Here is a 20316-nt window from a genome sequence, read left to right on the forward strand (position 1 = left end):
CCACGGGCAGGTAGGACACGAGCACGTCGACCTGCTTGTCCTTGAGGACCTGGACGACGTCCACGGGCTCGGCGTCGGACTCCTCGATGGTCAGGCGGTAGTACTTGCCCAGGCCGTCGTTGGTGACACCGCGCTGGACGGTGACGCCGGTCGGGGGGACGTCGGCGATCTTGATGGTGTTGTTCTCCGAGGCGTTGATGGCCTCGGACAGGTCGAAGCCGACCTTCTTGGCGTCCACGTCGAACGCGGCGACGAACTCGACGTCCTTGACGTGGTAGTCACCGAACTGCACGTGCATCAGGCCGGGGACGGTGCCCGAGGGGTCGGCGTCCTTGTAGTACTCGACTCCCTGCACCAGCGAGCTGGCGCAGTTGCCGACGCCGACGATGGCGACGCGGATGGATCCCATGGGTTACTCCTTGTGGTTGTTCAGGTGGGCGGTTGGTCGTTCGGGGGTGTGCCGGTGGCCGAGGGGGTGTTGCGCTCGGCGGTGATGAGCTCGTTGAGCCAGCGGACCTCGCGCTCGGCGGAGTCCAGCCCGTGCCGCTCGAGCTCGGCGGTGTAGGTGTCGAACCGCTCGCGGTTCTTCGCCGAGGAGGCCCTGATGTTGGCCAGCCGCTCCTCCAGCCGGCTGCGGCGCCCCTCGAGGATCCGCAGTCGCACGGCTGCCTCGGTGCGGGCGAAGAAGGCGAAGTGCACGTCGAACGTGTCGTCCTCCCACGCCGTGGGGCCGGCTTCGCGCAGGAGGTCCTGGAACCGCTCCTTGCCGTCGGCCGTGAGCTCGTAGACGATGCGCGCCCGCTTGGAGCCGGCGGTCGCCACGGCGGCGTCCGCCGCGTCCGACTCGACGATCCAGTGGCGCTCGAGCAGCCCCCGTAGGCAGGGGTACAGGGTGCCGTAGGACAGCGCCCGGAAGGGCCCGAGCGCGGCGTTGAGCCGCTTGCGCAGCTCGTAGCCGTGCTGGGGGGCCTCGTGCAGGAGCCCCAGCACGGCGAACTCGAGGAGCTCGGTACGGCGTGCGGCCATGCGGGGCTCCTTCCGTGCGGGGCGACGAGATCGGCGAGGTGACAATCTCGGGGTTTGTCAGGCCACCATACATGCCGCGGATATATCGAGTCGATACAGTCGGGATCGAGGGAATGAGGTGCCCCCCGAGCCGTGGGCGAGGGTGCGCCACCCCGGTCTTCCTGAGCCGAGGCCCCGCTCCGATGAGGCAATCCACAGGTCAGCCGTCATACTGAGCCTCAGTTGTCGGGGAAACGGGCCACTGCCGCAGGCGGTGGCCTGAGAACTGCTGTCTGCCGATCGGAAGGCCCCATGAGCTCCTCACGTCCCAAGACGCGCGCCCAGGCGAAAGCGGGCGGAGCCCGTCGCGACGGCGGTCCCAAGCCCCCGCAGAGCCGCAAGAAGCTGTGGGCCAAGCGGCTCGGCATCGTGGCCCTCGCCGGCTTCGTCCTGGCGATCGCGGGCTTCTTCGTCGCCTACGCCCTGATCAAGGCGCCGGAGCCCAACGACCTCGCGAGCGCGCAGGCCTCGGTCATCTACTACGCCGACGGCAAGACCGAGATCGACCGGATCAGCGAGGTCAACCGCGAGTCGGTCAAGCTCTCGCAGGTGCCCGTCGCCGTCCGGCGCGCCCACCTCGCGGCCGAGGACCGCAGCTTCTACCGCAACTCCGGCATCAGCCCGAGCGGTATCGCGCGGGCGGTCTGGGTGGGCCTGCGCGGCGGGGCCACCCAGGGCGGGTCGACCATCACGCAGCAGTACGTGAAGAACTACTTCCTGAGCCAGGACCAGACGCTGTCGCGCAAGGGCAAGGAGATCATCATCTCCATCAAGATCGCGAAGCAGAAGTCCAAGGACCAGATCCTCGAGGACTACCTCAACACCATCTACTACGGCCGCGGCGCCTACGGCATCCAGACCGCGTCCAAGGCCTACTTCAACAAGGACGTCTCCAAGCTCACGCCGTCCGAGGGCGCGCTGCTCGCCTCGGTCATCCGTGGGCCCTCGTTCTACGACCCGGGCCTGGGCAAGCAGCAGGAGCAGAACGCCCGGGACCGCTGGACCTACGTCATGGACGGCATGAAGTCCGAGGGCTGGATCTCGGCCGCAGACCGCGCCAAGGCGACCTTCCCCAAGGTCGTGAAGTACGCGCCGCGCAAGGCGGCCAGCGGGCCCAACGGGTTCGTCACCCAGGCCGTGAAGAACGAGCTGAAGAGCAAGCTCAAGCTGAGCGACCAGGACATCGACCGCGGTGGCTTCAAGATCGTCACGACGATCGACAAGAAGGCCCAGGACGCGGCCGTCGCCGCGGTCCGGGACCGGATGCCGACGGGCAAGGGCACCAGCACCCTGCGGGTCGGGCTCACGTCCATCAGGCCTGGTGACGGCGCGGTCGTGGCGATGTACGGCGGGTCGGACTACCGCAAGGAGCAGTTCAACACCGCGACGCAGGCCACGATGCAGGCCGGCTCGACGTTCAAGATCTTCACCCTGCTCGCGGCCGTGTCCGCGAAGGACCCCATCAGCACGAAGACGAGGTTCGACGGGCGGTCGCCGCAGTACTTCAAGGAGTTCGAGGACCCGGGCGCGGCCACCGACTTCCTGCGACGCGGTGGGGTGCGCAACTTCGGCCCCTTCCCCGGTGAGCAGTTCGGCAACATCGACCTGCGCACCGCGACCGGCCACTCGGTCAACACCGTCTACGCCCAGCTCAACATCAAGGTCGGACCCCAGGCGACCCGCGACGCCGCGGTGGCGGCTGGGCTGCCCGCCAAGGGCCTCGGCACCAACTACGCCAACGTGCTCGGCACCTCGCACGTCAAGATCATCGACATGGCCAACGCCTACGCCACCATCGCGGCCAAGGGCCAGCGGGTGACGCCGTACTTCATCAAGAGCGTCAAGGGCGGTCCCGGCGACCTCAACTACAAGGCGAAGCCGGTCAAGAAGACGGCCTTCGACCCCGACGCCATGGCCGACGTGACCGACGCGATGCAGCAGCCCATCAAGAACGGCACCGCCGAGTTCGCCCAGAACCTCGGCCGGCCGGCCGCGGGCAAGACGGGCACGACCACCGACAACAAGGCCGCCTGGTTCGACGGGTTCACCCCGCAGCTGGCCACGGCCGTCGGCATCTACAGCACCGGCAAGAACGGCGAGGAGCTGTCGATGAACGACGTCAACGGGGTCGAGCTGACCGGTGGGACCGTGCCGGTGCGGATCTGGACCGACTACATGAGGGCCGCCCTCGACGGCCAGAAGGTCCTCGACTTCCCGCCCCGCGCGGGTGTCGGTGACGACCAGGTCTACACGCCGCCGCCGACCACCTCGTCGACGTCGTCGACCACCACGACCACGACGACCACCACCACCACGACGACCACGACGACGCCGCCGACGACGACCCGGACCACCAAGCCGTCGCCGACCCGCACCAAGACGCCCAAGCCGTCCCCCTCGACGACGGTGACCATCCCGGTGCCGGGCAACACGGCGCAGAGCTCCCCCACCACGCCGTGACGCGTCAGCGGGACGTGCTGCCGGGCAGCTCGCTGGCAGTCGTCGGCGGGCCGCTCGGCCGGCACGCCTCGGCGCGGGCGACCTCGTGGCTGGCCACGGTGCTGCCCCTGCTCGTCGCGTCGACGGCGACGGTGGCCCTGTCCGTGGTCCAGCGGGCGCACTGCATCCAGCAGGGCTGGAACGGTTCCGACCAGTTCTGGCACGCGTGCTTCTCCGACCTCCCGGCGCAGTACCAGCTCGGCAACCTCGGGTCGGGCCTCGCGTCGTACGTCGGCGGCGACGGTGCGCGGGCCGACCACCCGGTGCTCACCGGTGCCGTCATGGCGTGGCTGGGAGGGCTGGTGCCGGACGGCTCGCTGCTCGACCAGACCCGCTGGTACTTCGCGTTGTGGGCGCTGCTCGGCGCGGCCCTGGTGGTCGCGGTCGTCTACCTCACCGCGGCGTCCCGCCCCCACCACGCCGCCGATGCGGCCCACGTGGCGCTGAGCCCGGTGCTGCTGCTCGCCGCGATGGTCTCCTCCGACTTGTTCGGGGTGGCCCTGGTCAGTGCCGGCCTGTGGGCGTGGGGGCGACGCCGACCGGTCGCGGCCGGCGTGCTGCTCGGCCTGGCGGTCGTGGCGCGCACCTACCCCTTGCTCATCCTGCTGGCCCTGGTCGTCCTCGCCGTGCGCACGGGCCGGCTCGCCGCCGTGGGCCGCACCCTGCTCGCGGCGGTCGGCGCCGTGGCGGTCGTCCTGCTGCCCTTCCTGGTCGGCCACCCCTCGGCGATCCTGCGCTCCACCCAGGTGTGGTGGGACAGCGCCGCCGGGCTGGGGTCGGTCTGGATGCTGCCGCAGCTGTTCGGCCACCCGCTGCCGACGGGTCCGACGACGCTCGTCACCGTGGTGGGGCTCGCGGTGGCCGTCGTCGCAGGCACGCTGTTCACCCTCGGCACCGACCGTCGCCCCACGGTGGCCGAGGTCGCGCTCGTCCTCGTCGGGCTCTCGCTCGTGGCCGGCAAGTCCTTCCCGGTGCAGGCGTCGCTGTGGCTGGTGCCGCTCGTCGCGCTGTGCGGCGTCCGCTGGCGCGACCACCTCCTGTGGGCGGGCGCCGAGGCCCTGCACTTCGTCGCGGTCTGGCTCTACGTCGGCGGCCTGTCCAAGCCAGACCGCGGCCTTCCCGCCGGCTGGTACGCCGCGGCCCTCGTCCTGCGCGTCGCCGCGGTGGTCTACCTCGTGTGGCGGGTGTGGCACACCGCCGCCCGTCGTGCCCCCGCCGACCTGCCCTCGGTCGACCTGGCCCCCGCCGACCCGGCCCCCGCCGACCTGGCCTCCCGCGACCTGCCCTCCCTCGAGTCCCGGTCGCTCGGGTCTTTGAGGGATCCGGCGGACCAGGACCCGTCGGATCCCTCTAAGACCGAGGAGTGGGCGCCTGCCGAGGTCGACCCGGCGGACGGCCTCGACGGCGACTTCGCCGGCGCCCCGGACCGCCTGATCGTCCGCCTCGCCTGAGCCCGAGGTCCCCGTGACCGACGGCCCCCTGCGGGTCCCGGCACCTGTGGACAAGTGATTCGGTGTTGTCGCCCGCGCCCGGTACCCTTTGTCAGGTTCCCCCGAGGCCCACCCACCGGTGCCGCCCCAGGGGATCGCACTGCAACCCTCCTGTCACGGAGAGACCGTGACCGCCATAGACCAAAGGAGGCGGGTTATCAGCATGCGTCAGTACGAACTCATGGTCATCCTCGACCCCGAGCTGGACGACCGCACGGTCGCTCCGTCGCTCGACAAGTTCCTCACCGTCATCACCAAGGACAAGGGCACCGTCGACAACGTCGACATCTGGGGCCGTCGTCGTCTGGCTTTCGAGATCAAGAAGAAGGCCGAGGGCATCTACGCCGTCGTCAACTTCACCGCGGAGCCGGCCACGGCCAAGGAGCTGGACCGCCAGCTCGGCCTCAACGAGTCGGTCATGCGCACCAAGCTCCTGCGCCCCGGCGCCTGAGCAGCCTGACCTGCACCTGCACCACCCGTTCCACCAGACCTGACCTACCGAACAGGGGACCCGCTTCATGGCTGGCGACACGATCATCACCGTCATCGGCAACATCACCGGCGACCCCGAGCTGCGCTTCACCCCCTCGGGTGCTGCCGTCGCGAACTTCACCGTGGCCTCCACGCCGCGGCAGTTCGACCGGCAGTCCAACGAGTGGAAGGACGGCGAGACGCTGTTCATGCGCTGCTCGGTGTGGCGCGACGCTGCCGAGAACGTGGCGGAGTCCCTCCAGCGGGGCACCCGCGTCATCGTCTCCGGCCGCCTGAAGTCTCGTTCGTACGAGACCAAGGAGGGCGAGAAGCGCACCGTCGTCGAGATGGAGGTCGACGAGGTCGGCCCCTCGCTGCGCTACGCGACGGCGAAGGTCAACCGCACCCAGCGTGGCACCGGCGGCGGGGGTTTCTCCGGCGGCGGCGGCCAGGGCGGCTTTGGTGGCGGCGGCCAGCAGGAGGACCCCTGGGCGACCGGGCCCTCCGGCGGTCAGGGTGGTGCGCAGCCCGCAGCTCAGGGCGGCGGCCAGCAGGGTGGCGGTTGGGGCGGCGGCGCGCCGTCCTACGACGAGCCCCCCTTCTGACCGAGCCGCTGACCGGACCGGTCCGACCGGTACGGCGCAGGGTCCCGTCCCGCAGGGGATGCCCCACGCGCCGTACCCACCACTGCCTCGCCGGCTGACGCCGGCCCGGCAGGACACACTCGAAGAACACCATCCCTGGGAGACCAGGGCTCATCCGCGAAGACACTTCGCAGAAGGAGAGCACCACGATGGCCAAGCCCGTTGTGCGCAAGCCCAAGAAGAAGGCCAACCCGCTGAAGGCGGCGAAGGTCGAGAACATCGACTACAAGGACACCGCGCTGCTGCGCAAGTTCATCTCCGACCGCGGCAAGATCCGCGCGCGTCGGGTGACCGGTGTGTCCGTCCAGGAGCAGCGGCTCATCGCCACCGCGGTCAAGAACGCCCGCGAGATGGCGCTGCTGCCCTACTCCAGCTCGTCCCGCTGAGCCGGGGACCAGGAAGGAACTGACATGAAGGTCATCCTCACGCACGAGGTCAGCAGCCTCGGCAACCCCGGCGACGTCGTCGACGTCAAGGACGGGTACGCCCGCAACTTCCTCTTCCGCCGTGGCCTGGCCACCGCGTGGACCAAGGGCGGGCAGAAGGAGGTCGACGCGATCAACAAGGGCCGTGAGGTCCGCGCCGTGAAGACCCTCGACGAGGCCAAGTCCATCAAGGGCAACCTCGAGAACAAGGCCGTCAAGGTCGTCGCGCACGCCGGCACCGGCGGTCGCCTCTTCGGCGCCGTCTCCACCGCCGACGTCGCCACGGCCGTCAAGGCCGCCGGTGGCCCGGAGCTGGACCGCCGCAAGATCGAGATCACCACCCCGATCAAGTCGGTCGGGACCCACGAGGCGCTCGTGCGCCTGCACCCCGAGGTCCAGGCCACCCTGAAGCTCGACGTGGTCGCGGGCTGATCGTCCGTTTGGCTCGAAAGGCCCGGTTCCCCGCCACGGGGGACCGGGCCTTTCCTATAGTCGGCACCGCCTGTGGTCGACGAGACCGCCAGGGGGGCGTCAGCACGACCCAGTACGACCAGGACCACGTGGGGGAGAAGCATGTCCGGATCACTGTTCGAGCCGAACCGACCCGAGGGGTCCGGCGACCCCTCACGTGACCCGTCCGGGGCGCCGGGGGCCACCGGCGGGGAGACCCCGGTCGAGCCGTACCGGCCGTCGAGCTACCAGTCGCAGTACGCGTCGGGCTACCCGTCCCGGGAGGCCCTGGCCGCCCATGCAGCGCAGTCGGGTCACGACCCCCACGACGAGGATGCGGCTCCGCTGCTCGGCGGACCCGAGCCGGCCCGCCGGCGCGGGCGCACGGTCGCCCTCGTGGGCGGCCTGCTCGGCATCGTCGTCCTCGGCAGCGGTGGGGCGTTCGCGTACTCCGCGCTGAGCGGCGGGGGTGCGCAGCCCGAGTCGGTGCTGCCCTCGACCGCGGTGGCGTTCGCCAAGGTCGACCTCGACCCCTCGGCCGGCCAGAAGATCGACGCCGTGCGCTTCCTGCGCACCTTCCCCAAGGTCAAGGGCAAGGTCTCTGAGGACGCCGACCTGCGCAAGGTGGCCTTCGAGGCGCTGCAGAAGGACGGCACCCTCAAGGGTGTCGACTACGCCAAGGACGTCGAGCCCTGGCTGGGACAGCGCCTCGGCGTCGCGCTGGTCCCCGGCGCCTCCGCCAAGGACGAGCCGACCCCGGTCATCGCGCTCGCGGTGACCGACGGCGACGCGGCGCGCAAGAGCCTGCCGTCGCTGGCCACCGGGCTCGGCGGGGCCTGCCGGGTCCTGGAGGACTACGCCGTGTGCACCCAGGGCAAGGACGGGGCTGTCCTCGACGGCGTCGTCACCGCCACCGGCAAGGGCACGCTGGCCGACTCCGCGGACTTCCGCAAGGACATGGCCGACCTCGGCGAGGACGGCGTCGCGGCGGCGTGGTTCGACTCCGAGAAGGCCGCTCCGGTGATGGCCATGCTGGGCGGCGCCGCGGGGGTGCTGCCCTCGGGTGCGGCCAACCCGGCCGGCAGCGGCCGCACGGCGGTGGCACTGCGGTTCGACGGCCCCAACCTCGAGCTCGCCGGCCACGTCAACGGCGCCAAGACCCAGTTCATGGGCACCCAGCGCGTCGGCGCGGCGCTGTCCAGGCTGCCCGACGACACCCTGGCCGCGATCAGCGTGGCCAACGCCGGCGACCAGCTCAAGGCCGCGTGGCCCGAGATGGAGAAGGGCCTGCGCACGACCCTCGGCAGCCAGCAGTTCGAGGACGGCCTCAGCCAGGTGCAGGACGCCCTCGGCATCTCGGTGCCCCAGGACCTGGCCGCCGCGCTCGGCAGCCAGTTCACGGTGGCGTTCGGCGGGATGGGCACCGACGGTGCCCCGAAGGTCGCGGTGGTCGGCAACGGCGACCAGGCGGTGCTGCAGAAGATCGCCACCGCAGGGTCGGTCCTGACCTCACCCGACGAGCTGGCGTTCCGCCCCGGCCAGGGTCGGTCCGTCCTCGCGTTCACCGACGACTACGCCACCGAGGTGGCCACGGGCAAGGGCCTCGGCGGGATGCCGGGGTTCAAGGACTCCGTCCGTGACGTCGACAAGGCCCGGGTGGCCGGGTACGTCGACATCTCCGGGCTGGTCGCGGCCTTCAAGGACGAGTCCGGCTCCTCGAAGCAGGACGCGGCCGACATCGCCAACCTGGCCGCGCTCGGGTTCAGCGCCTCCGGCGAGGGCAACAGCGCCGACTTCTCCGTGCGCCTGACGACCAAGTAGGCAGCCGCACGCCGCACCGAGGCCCGCCACCCCACGAGGGGTGGCGGGCCTCAGCGCTCGTCGACCATGACCTCGATGCTGTAGCTCGACGCCCGGTAGCAGTGGTCGCCGTACTCGACGGCGCTGCCGGAGGCGTCGAACGCGCTGCGGGTCATGGTCAGGACCGGCTCGCTCCCGCGGATCTGCAGGTGGCGCCGCTCGGCCGCCGTCGGCATCCGGGCACCGATGGACTGGTGGGCCACGACCGGGCGCACCCCGCGGGCCCGGAGCGCGGCGTACAACCCCTCCTGCTCGAGCTGCGCCCGTGTGACGTCGGCGAGGGCCGGCGGCAGCCAGTTGCGCATGACGGCCAGCGGCGTGGAGTCGGTGGTGCGCAGGCGGACGACGTGGAGCAGCTCGGTGTCGGGCGGCAGGTCCAGAGCCGCGGCGGCGTGCTCGTCGCGCACCAGCTCGTGCGACAGGACGGTGGTGTGCGGGGTGCCCCCCGAGCGGGCGAGGTCGTCCCAGAGGCTGGTGAGCTCGGCCCTGCGGTGCACCTTGCGGCTGGCCACGGTGGTGCCGAGGCCCCTTCTGCGCACGAGCAGGCCCTGTCCGACGAGCTCCTGGAAGGCGCGGCGCACCGTCGGCCGTGACAGGCCCAGGCGCTCGCCGAGGGCCACCTCGTTCTCGAAGGGGTCGCCCGGCTGCAGGCGGCCGGCGGTCACCGCGGCGGCGAGCTGCTGCGCGAGCTGGTGGTAGAGCGGCACCGGAGAGGTGCGGTCGATCTGCACCTCGATCTCCACCCCGGGTCGCCTGGCCATGCCGGTCAGGGTAGCGGCTGCGGGCGAGGACAAGACAACATGAGAATGTCAGTACATTTGGTTGACACGACAGCGGGAGGTTGCCACGCTGAAGCCTCCGCCGTCGTTCCCTCCCCCGGACGACGACCCGCGACCTGCACCCCACCTCGACCTCCTGCATCGGAGCAGCCATGCGCATCGGCCTCGCCGGCGTCGGACGGATCGGCGCCTTCCACACCGAGACCCTCAAGGCCCTCGACGACGTGGACGAGCTCGTGGTCACCGACGCCGACGTCGCGGTCGGCCGGGGCGTCGCGGAGCGACTCGGCGTCGGGTGGGCGGACACCCCCCAGGAGCTGCTCGGCCTGGGCCTCGACGGGTTCGTCGTCGCGGCGGCCACCAACGCGCACGCGTCCCTGCTGCGCGCCGGGCTCGAGGCCGGGGTGCCGACGTTCTGCGAGAAGCCCGTCGCGGGCACCCTCGCCGAGAGCATCGAGCTGGCCAAGCTGGCCGCCAGCGTCGACGTCCCCGTGCACGTCGGTTTCCAGCGCCGGTTCGACGCCGGCTACCAGCGTGCGGCCGAGGTGGTCCGCACCGGCGCCCTAGGGTTCCTCCACACGCTGCGGGCGGTGACCGGCGACGAGGCGCCGCCGCACGCGGCGTACATCCCGACCAGCGGCGGCATCTTCCGCGACTGCAACGTCCACGACTTCGACATCATCCGGTTCGTCACCGGGCACGAGGTCGTCTCGGTGTTCGCGACCGGGTCCAACCGCGGTGAGGCGTTCTTCGGCCAGGCCGGCGACGTCGACACGGCGGCCGCGGTGCTCACCCTCGACGACGGCACGCTCGCCCAGGTCTCGTCGACCCGCTACAACGGTGCGGGTCACGACGTGCGCCTCGAGGTCGTCGGCAGCGCCGGCAGCGTCGCGGTCGGGCTCGACGACTCCCTCGCCCTCACCTCCGCCGAGCCGGGGGTCACCTTCCCTCCGGGACCGGTGCACCACTCCTTCATGGACCGGTTCCTGCCGGCGTACCGCGCCGAGCTCACCGCCTTCGCGGACGTCGCCCGCGGGCTGCGACCGTCGCCGTGCACGGTCGCCGACGCGCTCGAGGCGTTCCGGGTCGCCGAGGCCTGCGACGTCTCGCGGCGCGAGGGCCGGGTCGTGCGCCTCGACGAGGTGGAGTCGCTGTGAGCGCCGGGCTGGCGGGCACGGCCGCGACGCGCCTCGTGCCGCCGCTGGCCGAGCGGGTGGCTGGCGCGCCGATCTCGTGGGGCGTGTGTGAGGTGCCGGGCTGGGGGTGGCAGTACGACCCCGGGACGGTGCTGGCCCAGATGCAGGCGGTCGGGCTGCGGGCGACGGAGTTCGGCCCCGACGGGTTCCTGCCGGCGGACGCCGACCAACGGGCCCGCGTGCTCGCCGCGCACGGCCTGTCGGCGGTGGCGCAGTTCGTGCCGGTGGTGTTGCACGACCCCGACCACGACCCGCTCCCGCAGGCCCGGGAGGCCATGGTCGCGCTCGCGGACGCCGGTGCCTCCGTGGTCGTGCTCGCCGCCGCCTCGGGGAGCGAGGGGTACGACGAGCGCCCGGTGCTCGACGACCGGGCGTGGGCGACGCTGCTCGCCAACCTCGACCGCCTCGCCGACGCGGCCCGCGACCACGGCCTCACCGCGACCCTGCACCCCCACGTCGGCACCATGGTCGAGACCGGCGAGGAGACCGCGCGGGTGCTCGCCGGCAGCCGCGTCGCCCTCTGCCTCGACACCGGCCACCTCCTCATCGGGGGAGGCGACCCGGTGGCCGTGGCGGTCCAGCACCCGGGGCGCATCGCGCACGTGCACCTCAAGGACGTCCGGCTCGACCTGGCGCGACAGGTGCAGGCCGGCGAGGTGACCTACACCGAGGCGGTGCGGGCCGGCATGTACGTCCCGCTCGGGCAGGGCGACGTCGACGTCGCCGCCATCGTCCGGGCGCTGGAGGGACACGGGTACGCCGGCTGGTACGTCCTCGAGCAGGACACCATCCTCGCGGGCGACCCGGGCGACCCGGGCGACCCGGGCGGGGACGGGCCGCTGGAGTCGGTGCGGGCCAGCCTCGAGCACCTCCTGGCGGTGGCGGCGCGGCCCGGCCCGGTGGGGGGCTGACGTGGCCGGCGCCGGCACCCCGTACGACCTGGTGGCCATGGGCCGCACGGGGGTCGACATCTACCCCCTCCAGCACGGGGTGGGGCTCGAGGACGTCGAGACGTTCCAGAAGTTCCTCGGCGGCAGCGCGACCAACGTCGCCGTCGCCGCGGCGCGCTACGGGCTGCGCACCGCCCTGGTCACGCGCACCGGTGACGACCCATTCGGCCGCTACGTGCACCGGGCCCTGCGCGACCTCGGCGTCGACGACCGCTTCGTGTCGGCGGTGGACGGGCCGCCCACCCCGGTGACGTTCTGCGAGGTGCACCCGCCGGACGACTTCCCGCTGTGGTTCTACCGCTACCCCATCGCCCCCGACCTGATGATCGAGGCGGACGAGCTGCCGCTGGACGAGATCAGGGACGCGCGCATCCTGTGGACCACGGTCACCGGGTTGTCGCAGGAGCCGAGCCGCAGTGCGCACCTGGCCGCGTGGGAGGCTCGGGGGCGGCGCGCGCACACGGTCCTCGACCTCGACTACCGGCCGATGTTCTGGCCCCACCCCGAGGAGGCCAGCGCCCAGGTGGCTGCCGCCCTCGAGCACGTCACGGTCGCGGTCGGCAACCGCGAGGAGTGCGAGGTCGCCGTCGGCGAGGTCGATCCCCAGCGCGCCGCGGACGCCCTGCTCGACCGGGGGGTGTCGCTCGCCGTGGTCAAGCAGGGGCCGCGCGGGGTCCTCGCGGCGACACGGGAGGAGCGGGTCGAGGTGCCGGCGTTCCCGGTCGAGGTGGTCAACGGCCTGGGCGCCGGCGACGCGTTCGGTGGAGCCCTCTGCCACGGGCTGCTCAGCGGCTGGGACCTGCGACGGACCCTGGAGTTCGCCAACGTCGCGGGCGCGGTCGTGGCCTCACGGCTGGAGTGCTCGACGGCCATGCCGACCGAGGCCGAGGTCCTCTCCCTGCTCGCCGGGAGCCGGACATGACGCCGGGCACGGGTGTCTCCGTCGCCGACCTCACGGAGATTCGCGCCCGCGAGCCCGCCCGGATCCGCGACGGCTGGGAGAACCGCTGCCTGCGTCCCCTCGTCGGTGACGACGGCCGGCTCCTGCTCGTGGCCGCCGACCACCCGGCCCGCGCCGCGCTCGGCGTGCGTGACCAGCCGCGAGCGATGGCGAGCCGGGTCGACCTGCTCGAGCGGCTGGTGACCGCCCTGTCGCGCCCGGGGGTCGACGGTGTCCTCGGGACGCCGGACGTCCTCGACGACCTGCTCCTCCTCGGCGCCCTCGAGGGGAAGGTCGCCATCGGGTCGATGAACCGCGGAGGCCTGCAGGGAGCCGGGTTCGAGCTTGACGACCGGTTCACCGCATACCGCGCCCGCGACCTCGCCGCCAACGGCCTCGACGGGGGCAAGATGCTCACCCGGATCGCGTTCGACGACCCGGGCACCGTGGCGACCCTCGAGGCCAGCGGCAGCGCGGTGACCGAGCTGGCCGAGCTCGGGTTGATGGCCATGGTCGAGCCGTTCCTGTCGGAGCGTCGCGACGGACGGGTCGTCAACCTCCTCGACCCCGACTCGGTGATCACCTCGATGCACGTCGCCTCGGCGCTGGGGGCATCCAGCGCCCACACCTGGCTCAAGCTGCCCGTCGTCGACGACCTGCCGCGGGTCATGGAGGCGACCACCCTGCCGACCCTGCTGCTCGGCGGTGACCCGGCCGGGGACCCGCGGGACACGTACGCGGCGTGGGGTCGCGCCCTCGAGCTGCCGGCGGTGCGTGGCCTCGTGGTCGGGCGCGCGCTGCTCTACCCGCCGGACGGCGACGTCGCCGCCGCGGTCGACATCGCGGCCCGTCTCGTGCACGGTGGGGCCTCGTGACCGACAACGGCCGGTGGGTCCACCCGTACGGCACCGTCGCCGACCGTGGCTGGGAGGTGGCCGTCGACGAGGCCGTGGACGGCTGGCAGCACACCGCCCTGTACGCCGGTCGGCTGGCCGCCGGGGAACGTCGCGAACTGGCCGCGTCGGGGTGGGAGCACCTCGTGGTGCCGCTCTCGGGCGCGGTCACCGTCTCGTCCGGTCAGGACCAGGCGGTGCTGGCGGGCCGCCCCTCGGTCTTCGCCGGCCCGACCGACGTGGTCTACGTCGCGCGCGACAGGGCAGTGACTCTCGTCGCCCACGACGGCCCCGCCCGCGTCGCGGTCTGCGCCGCACGCGCGGCTGCACCCCACACGCCGTCGTTCCGGCACGTGGCCGCGGACGAGGTGCCGGTCGAGCTGCGGGGAGCCGGCAGTGCGAGCCGGGAGGTGCGCAACTTCGGCATCCCCGGGGTGCTCGGGGCCGACTCGCTCATCGCCTGCGAGGTCGTCACGCCGGCCGGCAACTGGAGCTCCTACCCGCCGCACAAGCACGACGAGGAGCGGCCGGGTGTGGAGACCGAGCTCGAGGAGATCTACTACTTCGAGGTGCATTCGTCGGCCGGGTCCCCGCACACCGGTGGGGCCGATCCTGTTGGCTACCAACGGGTCTACGGCACCGACGCCCGGCCCATCGACGTGCTGGCCGAGGTGCGCACCGGTGACGTCGTGCTGGTGCCGCACGGCTGGCACGGGCCGTCGATGGCCGCGCCGGGCTACGACCTCTACTACCTCAACGTCATGGCAGGGCCCGGCGCGGAGCGCGCCTGGCTGATCTGCGACGACCCCGCGCACGGGTGGGTGCGCGCCACCTGGGAGGACCAGCCCGTCGACCCACGACTTCCCTTGGGAGGCAACCGATGACGACCGTCCGTCTCACCGTGGCCCAGGCCGTGGTCAGGTTCCTCCGGCAGCAGTGGACCGAGCGCGACGGCGAGCGGCAGCGGCTGTTCGCGGGGTGCCTCGGCATCTTCGGCCACGGCAACGTCGCCGGGATGGGGCAGGCCCTGCTGCAGGACGAGCTCGGTGACGACTCGCCGGCGCACGACCAGCACCTGCCCTACGTCCTCGTGCGCAACGAGCAGGCCATGGTGCACACGGCGGTCGGCTACGCACGCCAGAAGGACCGCCTCCAGGCGTGGGCCTGCACCGCGTCGGTCGGCCCGGGCTCGACCAACATGCTCACCGGTGCCGCACTCGCGACGATCAACCGGATCCCGGTGCTGCTCCTGCCGTCAGGCACCTTCGCCACCCGGGTGTCCGCCCCGGTGCTGCAGGAGCTCGAGCAGCCGTATGCCGCGGACGTCACCGTCAACGACGCCTTCCGCCCGCTGTCGGCGTTCTTCGACCGGGTCCAGCGGCCCGAGCAGCTGCCGTCTGCCCTGCTGGCGGCCATGCGGGTGCTGACCGACCCGGCGGCCACGGGGGCGGTCACCCTCGCGCTGCCGCAGGACGTGCAGGCGGAGGCGTTCGACTGGCCGGCCGAGCTCTTCGCGGAGCGTGTGTGGCGCATCGCCAGGCCGGTGCCCGAGGCCGTCGACATCGAGGACGCGGCGACGCTGATCCGTTCCGCCGCAAGGCCCTTCGTCGTCGCGGGTGGTGGCGTCCACTACTCGGGCGCCGAGGCTGCGCTGCGGACGTTCTGCGACCGCACCGGCATCCCGGTCGGGGAGACCCAGGCCGGGAAGGGCTCGCTGCCGCACGGCCACCCCCAGCTCATGGGCGCCGTCGGCTCGACCGGGACGACCGCGGCCAACGCCCTTGCCGCCGAGGCGGACGTCGTCATCGGCATCGGCACCCGCTGGAGCGACTTCACCACCGCGTCACGAACTGCGTTCCAGGACAAGGGTGTCCGGTTCGTCAACATCAACGTGGCGAGGTTCGACGCCGGCAAGCAGGCAGGCCTCCCCGTCGTCGCCGACGCGCGTGAGGCGCTGACCGCGCTGACCGCGGCCCTCGACGGTTACGCCGTGTCAGCGGACCGCCGTGCCCGGCAGGAGGCCCACTGGGCGGCGTGGGACGAACGGGTCGAGGCGGCGTACCACCCGCCGGCAGAGGTCACGGACGCGTTGGCGGAGGGCGTCCTCACCCAGGCCCAGGTCCTGGGGGTCGTCAACGAGCTCAGCGACCCGCGCGACGTCGTCCTCTGCGCCGCGGGGTCCATGCCCGGCGACCTGCACAAGCTGTGGCGGGTGCGCGACCGCAAGGGCTACCACGTCGAGTACGGCTACTCCTGCATGGGTTACGAGGTGCCGGCCTCCATCGGCATCCGGCTCGCGGACCCCTCGCGGGACGTCTTCGCCATGGTCGGCGACGGTGGCTACCTGATGATGCCGACCGAGCTGGTCACCGCGGTCCAGGAGCGGGTGAAGGTCGTCGTGGTACTGGTGCAGAACCACGGGTTCCACTCGATCGGGTCGCTCTCGGAGTCGCTCGGCTCCCAGCGGTTCGGGACGAGCTACCGCTACCGCGGTGGGTCCAGCGGCCGCCTCGACGGTGAGCGGTTGCCGGTCGACCTCGCCGCCAACGCCCGGAGCCTGGGTGCGCACGTCATCGAGGTGCACTCGCGCGCCGAGCTCGAGCAGGCGGTCAAGGAGGCCAAGGCCGCTCCGGCCGACGGCGGACCGGTCGTCATCCACGTCGAGACCGACCCCTCGGTGCAGGCCCCGGACAGCGACAGCTGGTGGGACGTGCCGGTCAGCGCCGTCTCCGAGCTGGAGTCGACGCGCGAGGCGCACGCGGCCTACGTCGAGCGCAAGCTGCGGCAGCGCCCCCTCGTCGGTCCGCAGGACGCCTGACACCGCTTCTGTTCGACGCGTCAGCGGACGACCAGGGCGACGGCCGAGACGACGGTCGCTGCGAGCACGGCCTGGTCGAACCGCGCCTGGCTCAGCCGGCGCGCGCCGTGCAGGCCGGCCCAGGCGCCGAGCAGCACGAACGGCACGAGCAGGGCGGTCCGCTGCAGGGTGGCCGTGGAGAACAGCCCGAGCCCGGCGCTGAACGGGATCTTGCAGAGGTTGACCCCGAAGAAGAACAGCGCCGAGGTTCCCAAGAACCGTCGTTTCTCCACACCCTGCGCCACGAGGTAGAGCGTCATGACGGGCCCGGCGGCGTTGGCCGTCATCGTCGTGAACCCGGACGCCAGCCCCGTGCCGAGGGCCGCGGCCCTCGACCGCCCGACCTGCGTGGTGTCGGGGGACTTCCACCGCAGGGCCAGCTGCACCGCAGCGAGGACGAGCAGCAGTACACCGATCGAGCGACGCAGGACGTCGTCGTCGACCACGGCGAGGAAGAGCGCCCCGAGCGCGAGGCCGGGCAGCACCATGGGGATCAGCCGCCGCAAGAGCGCCCAGTCGGCGTTCGCGCGGTAGTGCCAGACCGCGACCAGGTCGCCGGTGACGAGCAGCAGCAGGATCGCCGCGGTCGACTCGCGCGCCGGCATGACGCTCGCGAAGATCGCGACGGAGATGCTCGCCAGCCCACCGACGGCCGTCTTGGCGAAGCCGACCAGCAGGGCGGCGACGAAGAGCAGCGCGACCTCGACCACGCACGGACCCTATCCGCGGCCATCACGCCGCGCCGCCGGCGTCCACGAGGCGCCAGATCGCGCACCGGTTCCCCGGGCGGGGCAGAATCGGCGCATGGACAGGCGGGTCGCGGTCGTGGGCACGGGACCGGTCTCGGCCGAGGCGGGGCTGCACGCCGTCCGCGCAGGCGGCAACGCCGTCGACGCCGCGATCGCCGCGATCGTCGCCTCCATGACCACCGAGCCCGGCATCGTCTCGATGCTGGGCGGCGCCTTCGTCACCGTGTGGCCGGCCGGCGGTGAGCCGGAGGTCGTCGACGGCAACGTCGAGATGCCCGGTCGTGGGCTGCCCGTCGAGCGCTTCGGGACGGGGCTGCGCGAGATCACGACGACGTACGGCGGCGGGGTCACCCTGTACGCGGGCCACGGGTCGGTGGCGACGCCGGGAGCCTTCGCGGCGCTCGGGGTGGCGCACGACCGCCACGGCAGGGCGCCGTGGCGCGAGGTCCTTGCCCCGAGCATCGCCGCGGCCGACGACGGGTTCACCCTCGGGGCTGCGGCCGCGAGCTACCTGGCCATCACCGGCGACAGCGTCTTCGCCTGGGACCCCAACACCGCCCCCCTCGTCCGCCGCGCCGACGGCTCACCTCTGGAGGCCGGCGAGCTGACGACCAACCCCGACCTGGCCCGCACGTTGGAGCAGGTCGTCGAGGAGGGTGCGCGGTCGCTCTACACCGGTGACCTCGCAGCCCGGATCGCCGCGGACAGCACTGAGCGAGGGGGCCTGGTCACGGCGGCCGACCTCGCGCAGTACCGCGCCGTCGTGCGCACCCCGCTGCGGCTGCGCCTCGGGGACTGGGACGTCGCCACCAACGCCCCTCCGTCCGTCGGTGGCCCGATGCTGGCGGTGATGCTCCGTGAGCTCGGGGGCGCGGGCTGGAGCTGGTCGCGGATCATCGAGGTCCAGCGCCACGTGCTGTCCTACCGCCACGGCGTGCACGACCTGTCCACCGACCTCGAGGAGGACGGCTACGCCCTGCTGGAGCTGGTCGAGCGGCACGGGCTGGCCGGTCTGCCGACATCGTCCTCCACCGCGAACGTCGCGGCGGTCGACAGCGATGGGACGGTCTGCACCATCACGGCGTCGAGCGGGTACGGCTCCGGGGCCACGGTGCCCGGCACCGGCATGATGCTCAACAACTGCCTCGGCGAGCCCGAGCTCAACCGCCTGGGCCTGCACGCCCTCGCCCCCGGCACCCGGCTGGCGTCCAACATGGCCCCGTCCGTGGCCCGTTCCGACGCCGGGGCGGCCCTGGCGATCGGCAGCCCCGGTGCCGACCGCATCACCACGGCCCTCATGCAGGTCCTCGGCCGCCACTGCCTCGAGGGCGCCCCGTTGCAGGAGGCCGTGGACGCGCCGCGCGTGCACGTGCGGATCCTCGACGACGGCACCACCCGGGTCGACCACGAGGACGACGACGGCATCGCCGCCGCGGTGGCCGACAGCGGCCTGCCGTCCTACAGTCACGGCCCGTTGTCGATGTACTTCGGCGGGGTCGGGGTCGCCGCCCGCGAGCCGGACGGCACCCTGGTCGCTGCCGGCGACCCCCGCCGCGAGGCCGCCACCCGCATCTCCTGACGCCGTACGCGACACCCCCGAACCCTCCGCCCTCTCCGAGCTTTGGGTGCTGCAGCGCTCGCGTTTGCGCGCGCTGCAGCACCCAAAGGCGGGAGAGGGGCGGGGGACGCGGTGTCAGCGTGCGGCGCCGGTGACGGCCCAGGCGTCGCCGCGGATGCGCGACCAGAAGAACAGCGCGCGGATGGCCATGAACGCCGTGAACACGACCCAGAGCACCGCGAGGGCAGTCGGCACCCCGGCCCGGAGCAGCGGCTCGGCGAGCAGGTGGACGCCGAGCACGAGCGGCAGGTAGAGGACGAGCGTCGCGACCATGGCCCGGGCCAGCCAGCGGCCGTCGCCGGCGCCGATGAGCACGCCGTCGACGACGAAGACGTAGCCCGACAGCGGCTGCCCGACGGCCACGACGACCAGGGCGGCAGCGAGGGCCGACCGCACGGCCGGGTCCTGGGTGAACGCGGCCGGGATGACCTGGTGCAGCGCCAGCACGACGACCCCGAGGACCGCTCCGCCCCAAGCACCCCAGCGCACCATGGTCGAGGTCGCGGCCCGGGCGGCGCCGACGTCCCCGGCACCCAGCGCCCGTCCGGTCAGCGCCTGGGCGGCGATGGCCAGGGCGTCGAGCGCAAAGACGAGGAACGACCAGACGGTCGCCGCCACCTGGTGGGCGGCGAGCGGCACGTCGCCGAGACCCGCCGCGACCCACGTGGTGACGAGCAGGATCGAGCGCAGCGCCAGGGTCCGCACGAGCAGGGGTATGCCCGTCGTCGCCGCTCGCAGCACCCTCCCGGGGTGGGCGTGCAGGGTCGCCCCTGCGCGGCGGGCGTGCCGGACGAGGACGGTGACCAGCCCGAGCGCCATACCGGTCTGGGCGATGACGGTGCCCCACGCGGACCCGGCGATGCCCCATCCGGCGCCGTAGACGAGGGCGAGGTTGAGCACGATGTTCGCGGTGAACCCGACCACCGAGGCGACCAGGGGCGTACGGGTGTCCTGCAGCCCACGGAGCACCCCGGTCGCCGCGAGCGCGACGAGCATGGCGGGCAGGCCGGCCGCGGAGATGCGCAGGTAGGTGGCCGCGTGGCCCACTGCCGCGTCGGACGCGCCGAAGAGCCGGCAGAGGGGCTCGGCCGCCACGGCGACCGCGACGGAGGTCACCACGCCGAGCAGGACCGCGAGCCAGGTGCCGTCGATCCCCGCCTCGAGGGCGCCGCGCTCGCTACCCGCCCCGACCTGCCGCGCGACCACCGAGGTGGTGCCGTAGGCGAGGAAGACGAAGAGGTTGGCGGCCGTGAGCAGGGTGGCGCTCGCGACCCCGAGGCCGGCGAGCTGGGCCGTGCCCAGGTGGCCGATGATCGCCGAGTCCGCGAGCAGGAACATCGGCTCGGCGACGAGGGCGAGGAAGGCGGGGACCGCCAGGCGCAGGATCTCGCGGCGCTGGGCCGGGTCGCGGCCGTTGCGGCCGTCGCCGC

General features: G+C 72.7%; 19 protein-coding genes. 14 read left to right on the top strand and 5 right to left on the bottom strand.

The window, feature by feature from the left end; all coding sequences use genetic code 11:
• The coding region (locus ABEA42_RS08915) for an inositol-3-phosphate synthase (RefSeq protein WP_459077120.1) at positions 1–409 on the bottom strand (409 nt) is incomplete at its 3' end.
• A gap of 20 nt (positions 410–429) precedes the next feature.
• Positions 430–1026, bottom strand: a complete 597-nt coding sequence (locus ABEA42_RS08920; protein WP_345502636.1) for a PadR family transcriptional regulator — start codon at positions 1024–1026, stop codon at positions 430–432.
• Positions 1027–1317: 291 nt separating this feature from the next.
• Between ABEA42_RS08920 and ABEA42_RS08925 the strand changes: the two genes are divergently transcribed.
• The 7 genes from ABEA42_RS08925 to ABEA42_RS08955 all read left to right on the top strand — a co-directional run bounded on the left by ABEA42_RS08925 (position 1318) and on the right by ABEA42_RS08955 (position 8865).
• Positions 1318–3525 carry a transglycosylase domain-containing protein gene (locus ABEA42_RS08925; RefSeq protein WP_345502637.1) on the top strand — a complete coding sequence of 736 codons (2208 nt, stop codon included), beginning with the start codon at positions 1318–1320 and terminating at the stop codon, positions 3523–3525.
• Positions 3522–5015: a glycosyltransferase 87 family protein gene (locus tag ABEA42_RS08930; protein WP_345502638.1), complete on the top strand. Its 1494-nt coding sequence runs from the start codon at positions 3522–3524 to the stop codon at positions 5013–5015. Before ABEA42_RS08925 ends, ABEA42_RS08930 begins: the two co-directional genes overlap by 4 nt.
• Before the next feature lie 202 nt (positions 5016–5217).
• Positions 5218–5505 (top strand): 30S ribosomal protein S6, encoded by a 288-nt coding sequence (gene rpsF, locus ABEA42_RS08935; RefSeq protein WP_056884208.1) that lies wholly within the window; start codon positions 5218–5220, stop codon positions 5503–5505.
• A 67-nt stretch (positions 5506–5572) separates the two neighbouring features.
• Complete coding sequence (locus tag ABEA42_RS08940) at positions 5573–6130, top strand: single-stranded DNA-binding protein (RefSeq protein ID WP_345502640.1); 558 nt, start codon at positions 5573–5575, stop codon at positions 6128–6130.
• 188 nt (positions 6131–6318) lie between these two features.
• Positions 6319–6555 carry a 30S ribosomal protein S18 gene (gene rpsR / locus ABEA42_RS08945; protein WP_056884210.1) on the top strand — a complete coding sequence of 79 codons (237 nt, stop codon included), beginning with the start codon at positions 6319–6321 and terminating at the stop codon, positions 6553–6555.
• Positions 6556–6579: 24 nt separating this feature from the next.
• Positions 6580–7026 (top strand): 50S ribosomal protein L9, encoded by a 447-nt coding sequence (rplI, locus tag ABEA42_RS08950; protein ID WP_345502641.1) that lies wholly within the window; start codon positions 6580–6582, stop codon positions 7024–7026.
• A 141-nt stretch (positions 7027–7167) separates the two neighbouring features.
• Entirely contained in the window at positions 7168–8865 is a 1698-nt protein-coding gene (locus ABEA42_RS08955) for a DUF3352 domain-containing protein (protein WP_345502642.1), read from the top strand.
• A gap of 50 nt (positions 8866–8915) precedes the next feature.
• Here ABEA42_RS08955 and ABEA42_RS08960 read toward each other — a convergent pair whose 3' ends face one another.
• A complete protein-coding gene (locus ABEA42_RS08960) occupies positions 8916–9665 on the bottom strand; it encodes a GntR family transcriptional regulator (RefSeq protein WP_345502643.1) in 750 nt (249 codons plus the stop codon).
• A gap of 170 nt (positions 9666–9835) precedes the next feature.
• Here ABEA42_RS08960 and ABEA42_RS08965 point away from each other — a divergent pair, with 170 nt between their 5' ends.
• The 6 genes from ABEA42_RS08965 to iolD are packed head-to-tail and all read left to right on the top strand — an operon-like array spanning position 9836 to position 16480.
• Entirely contained in the window at positions 9836–10840 is a 1005-nt protein-coding gene (locus tag ABEA42_RS08965) for a Gfo/Idh/MocA family protein (protein WP_345502645.1), read from the top strand.
• Positions 10837–11790, top strand: coding sequence for a TIM barrel protein (locus ABEA42_RS08970; RefSeq protein ID WP_345502646.1), 954 nt, complete (start codon positions 10837–10839; stop codon positions 11788–11790). Before ABEA42_RS08965 ends, ABEA42_RS08970 begins: the two co-directional genes overlap by 4 nt.
• A 37-nt stretch (positions 11791–11827) precedes the next feature.
• Positions 11828–12751 carry a 5-dehydro-2-deoxygluconokinase gene (gene iolC, locus ABEA42_RS08975; RefSeq protein WP_425572048.1) on the top strand — a complete coding sequence of 308 codons (924 nt, stop codon included), beginning with the start codon at positions 11828–11830 and terminating at the stop codon, positions 12749–12751.
• Complete coding sequence (locus tag ABEA42_RS08980; protein WP_345502648.1) at positions 12748–13644, top strand: Cgl0159 family (beta/alpha)8-fold protein; 897 nt, start codon at positions 12748–12750, stop codon at positions 13642–13644. Before iolC ends, ABEA42_RS08980 begins: the two co-directional genes overlap by 4 nt.
• Complete coding sequence (gene iolB, locus ABEA42_RS08985; protein WP_345502650.1) at positions 13641–14546, top strand: 5-deoxy-glucuronate isomerase; 906 nt, start codon at positions 13641–13643, stop codon at positions 14544–14546. Before ABEA42_RS08980 ends, iolB begins: the two co-directional genes overlap by 4 nt.
• Positions 14543–16480 (top strand): 3D-(3,5/4)-trihydroxycyclohexane-1,2-dione acylhydrolase (decyclizing), encoded by a 1938-nt coding sequence (gene iolD, locus ABEA42_RS08990; protein ID WP_345502651.1) that lies wholly within the window; start codon positions 14543–14545, stop codon positions 16478–16480. The genes iolB and iolD overlap by 4 nt, the downstream gene beginning before the upstream one ends.
• 20 nt (positions 16481–16500) lie before the next feature.
• On the opposite strand, the gene ABEA42_RS08995 is transcribed toward iolD, so the two are convergent.
• The gene (locus ABEA42_RS08995) at positions 16501–17229 is read right to left on the bottom strand and encodes a sulfite exporter TauE/SafE family protein (RefSeq protein ID WP_345502652.1); all 729 of its coding nucleotides are present in this window, start codon (positions 17227–17229) and stop codon (positions 16501–16503) included.
• A gap of 94 nt (positions 17230–17323) precedes the next feature.
• Between ABEA42_RS08995 and ABEA42_RS09000 the strand changes: the two genes are divergently transcribed.
• Positions 17324–18847 carry a gamma-glutamyltransferase gene (locus tag ABEA42_RS09000; RefSeq protein WP_345502653.1) on the top strand — a complete coding sequence of 508 codons (1524 nt, stop codon included), beginning with the start codon at positions 17324–17326 and terminating at the stop codon, positions 18845–18847.
• A 114-nt stretch (positions 18848–18961) separates the two neighbouring features.
• Here the strand turns inward: ABEA42_RS09000 and ABEA42_RS09005 are convergent, their stop codons facing one another.
• Complete coding sequence (locus ABEA42_RS09005; RefSeq protein ID WP_345503027.1) at positions 18962–20272, bottom strand: MATE family efflux transporter; 1311 nt, start codon at positions 20270–20272, stop codon at positions 18962–18964.
• Positions 20273–20316 lie beyond the last annotated feature (44 nt).

The sequence above is a fragment of the Pedococcus ginsenosidimutans genome (assembly GCF_039544395.1).
Lineage (GTDB): Bacteria > Actinomycetota > Actinomycetes > Actinomycetales > Dermatophilaceae > Pedococcus > Pedococcus ginsenosidimutans.

Bases quoted from the DNA above. Each gene is read 5' to 3' on its own strand.
- iolC (WP_425572048.1), top strand. From the start codon at position 11,828: ATGGGCCGCACGGGGGTCGACATCTACCCCCTCCAGCACGGGGTGGGG.
- rpsF (WP_056884208.1), top strand. From the start codon at position 5,218: ATGCGTCAGTACGAACTCATGGTCATCCTCGACCCCGAGCTGGACGAC.
- ABEA42_RS08940 (WP_345502640.1), top strand. From the start codon at position 5,573: ATGGCTGGCGACACGATCATCACCGTCATCGGCAACATCACCGGCGAC.
- ABEA42_RS08965 (WP_345502645.1), top strand. From the start codon at position 9,836: ATGCGCATCGGCCTCGCCGGCGTCGGACGGATCGGCGCCTTCCACACC.
- ABEA42_RS08920 (WP_345502636.1), bottom strand. From the start codon at position 1,026: ATGGCCGCACGCCGTACCGAGCTCCTCGAGTTCGCCGTGCTGGGGCTC.
- ABEA42_RS08955 (WP_345502642.1), top strand. From the start codon at position 7,168: ATGTCCGGATCACTGTTCGAGCCGAACCGACCCGAGGGGTCCGGCGAC.
- ABEA42_RS08980 (WP_345502648.1), top strand. From the start codon at position 12,748: ATGACGCCGGGCACGGGTGTCTCCGTCGCCGACCTCACGGAGATTCGC.
- iolD (WP_345502651.1), top strand. From the start codon at position 14,543: ATGACGACCGTCCGTCTCACCGTGGCCCAGGCCGTGGTCAGGTTCCTC.
- ABEA42_RS09000 (WP_345502653.1), top strand. From the start codon at position 17,324: ATGGACAGGCGGGTCGCGGTCGTGGGCACGGGACCGGTCTCGGCCGAG.
- ABEA42_RS08960 (WP_345502643.1), bottom strand. From the start codon at position 9,665: ATGGCCAGGCGACCCGGGGTGGAGATCGAGGTGCAGATCGACCGCACC.
- rpsR (WP_056884210.1), top strand. From the start codon at position 6,319: ATGGCCAAGCCCGTTGTGCGCAAGCCCAAGAAGAAGGCCAACCCGCTG.
- rplI (WP_345502641.1), top strand. From the start codon at position 6,580: ATGAAGGTCATCCTCACGCACGAGGTCAGCAGCCTCGGCAACCCCGGC.
- ABEA42_RS08925 (WP_345502637.1), top strand. From the start codon at position 1,318: ATGAGCTCCTCACGTCCCAAGACGCGCGCCCAGGCGAAAGCGGGCGGA.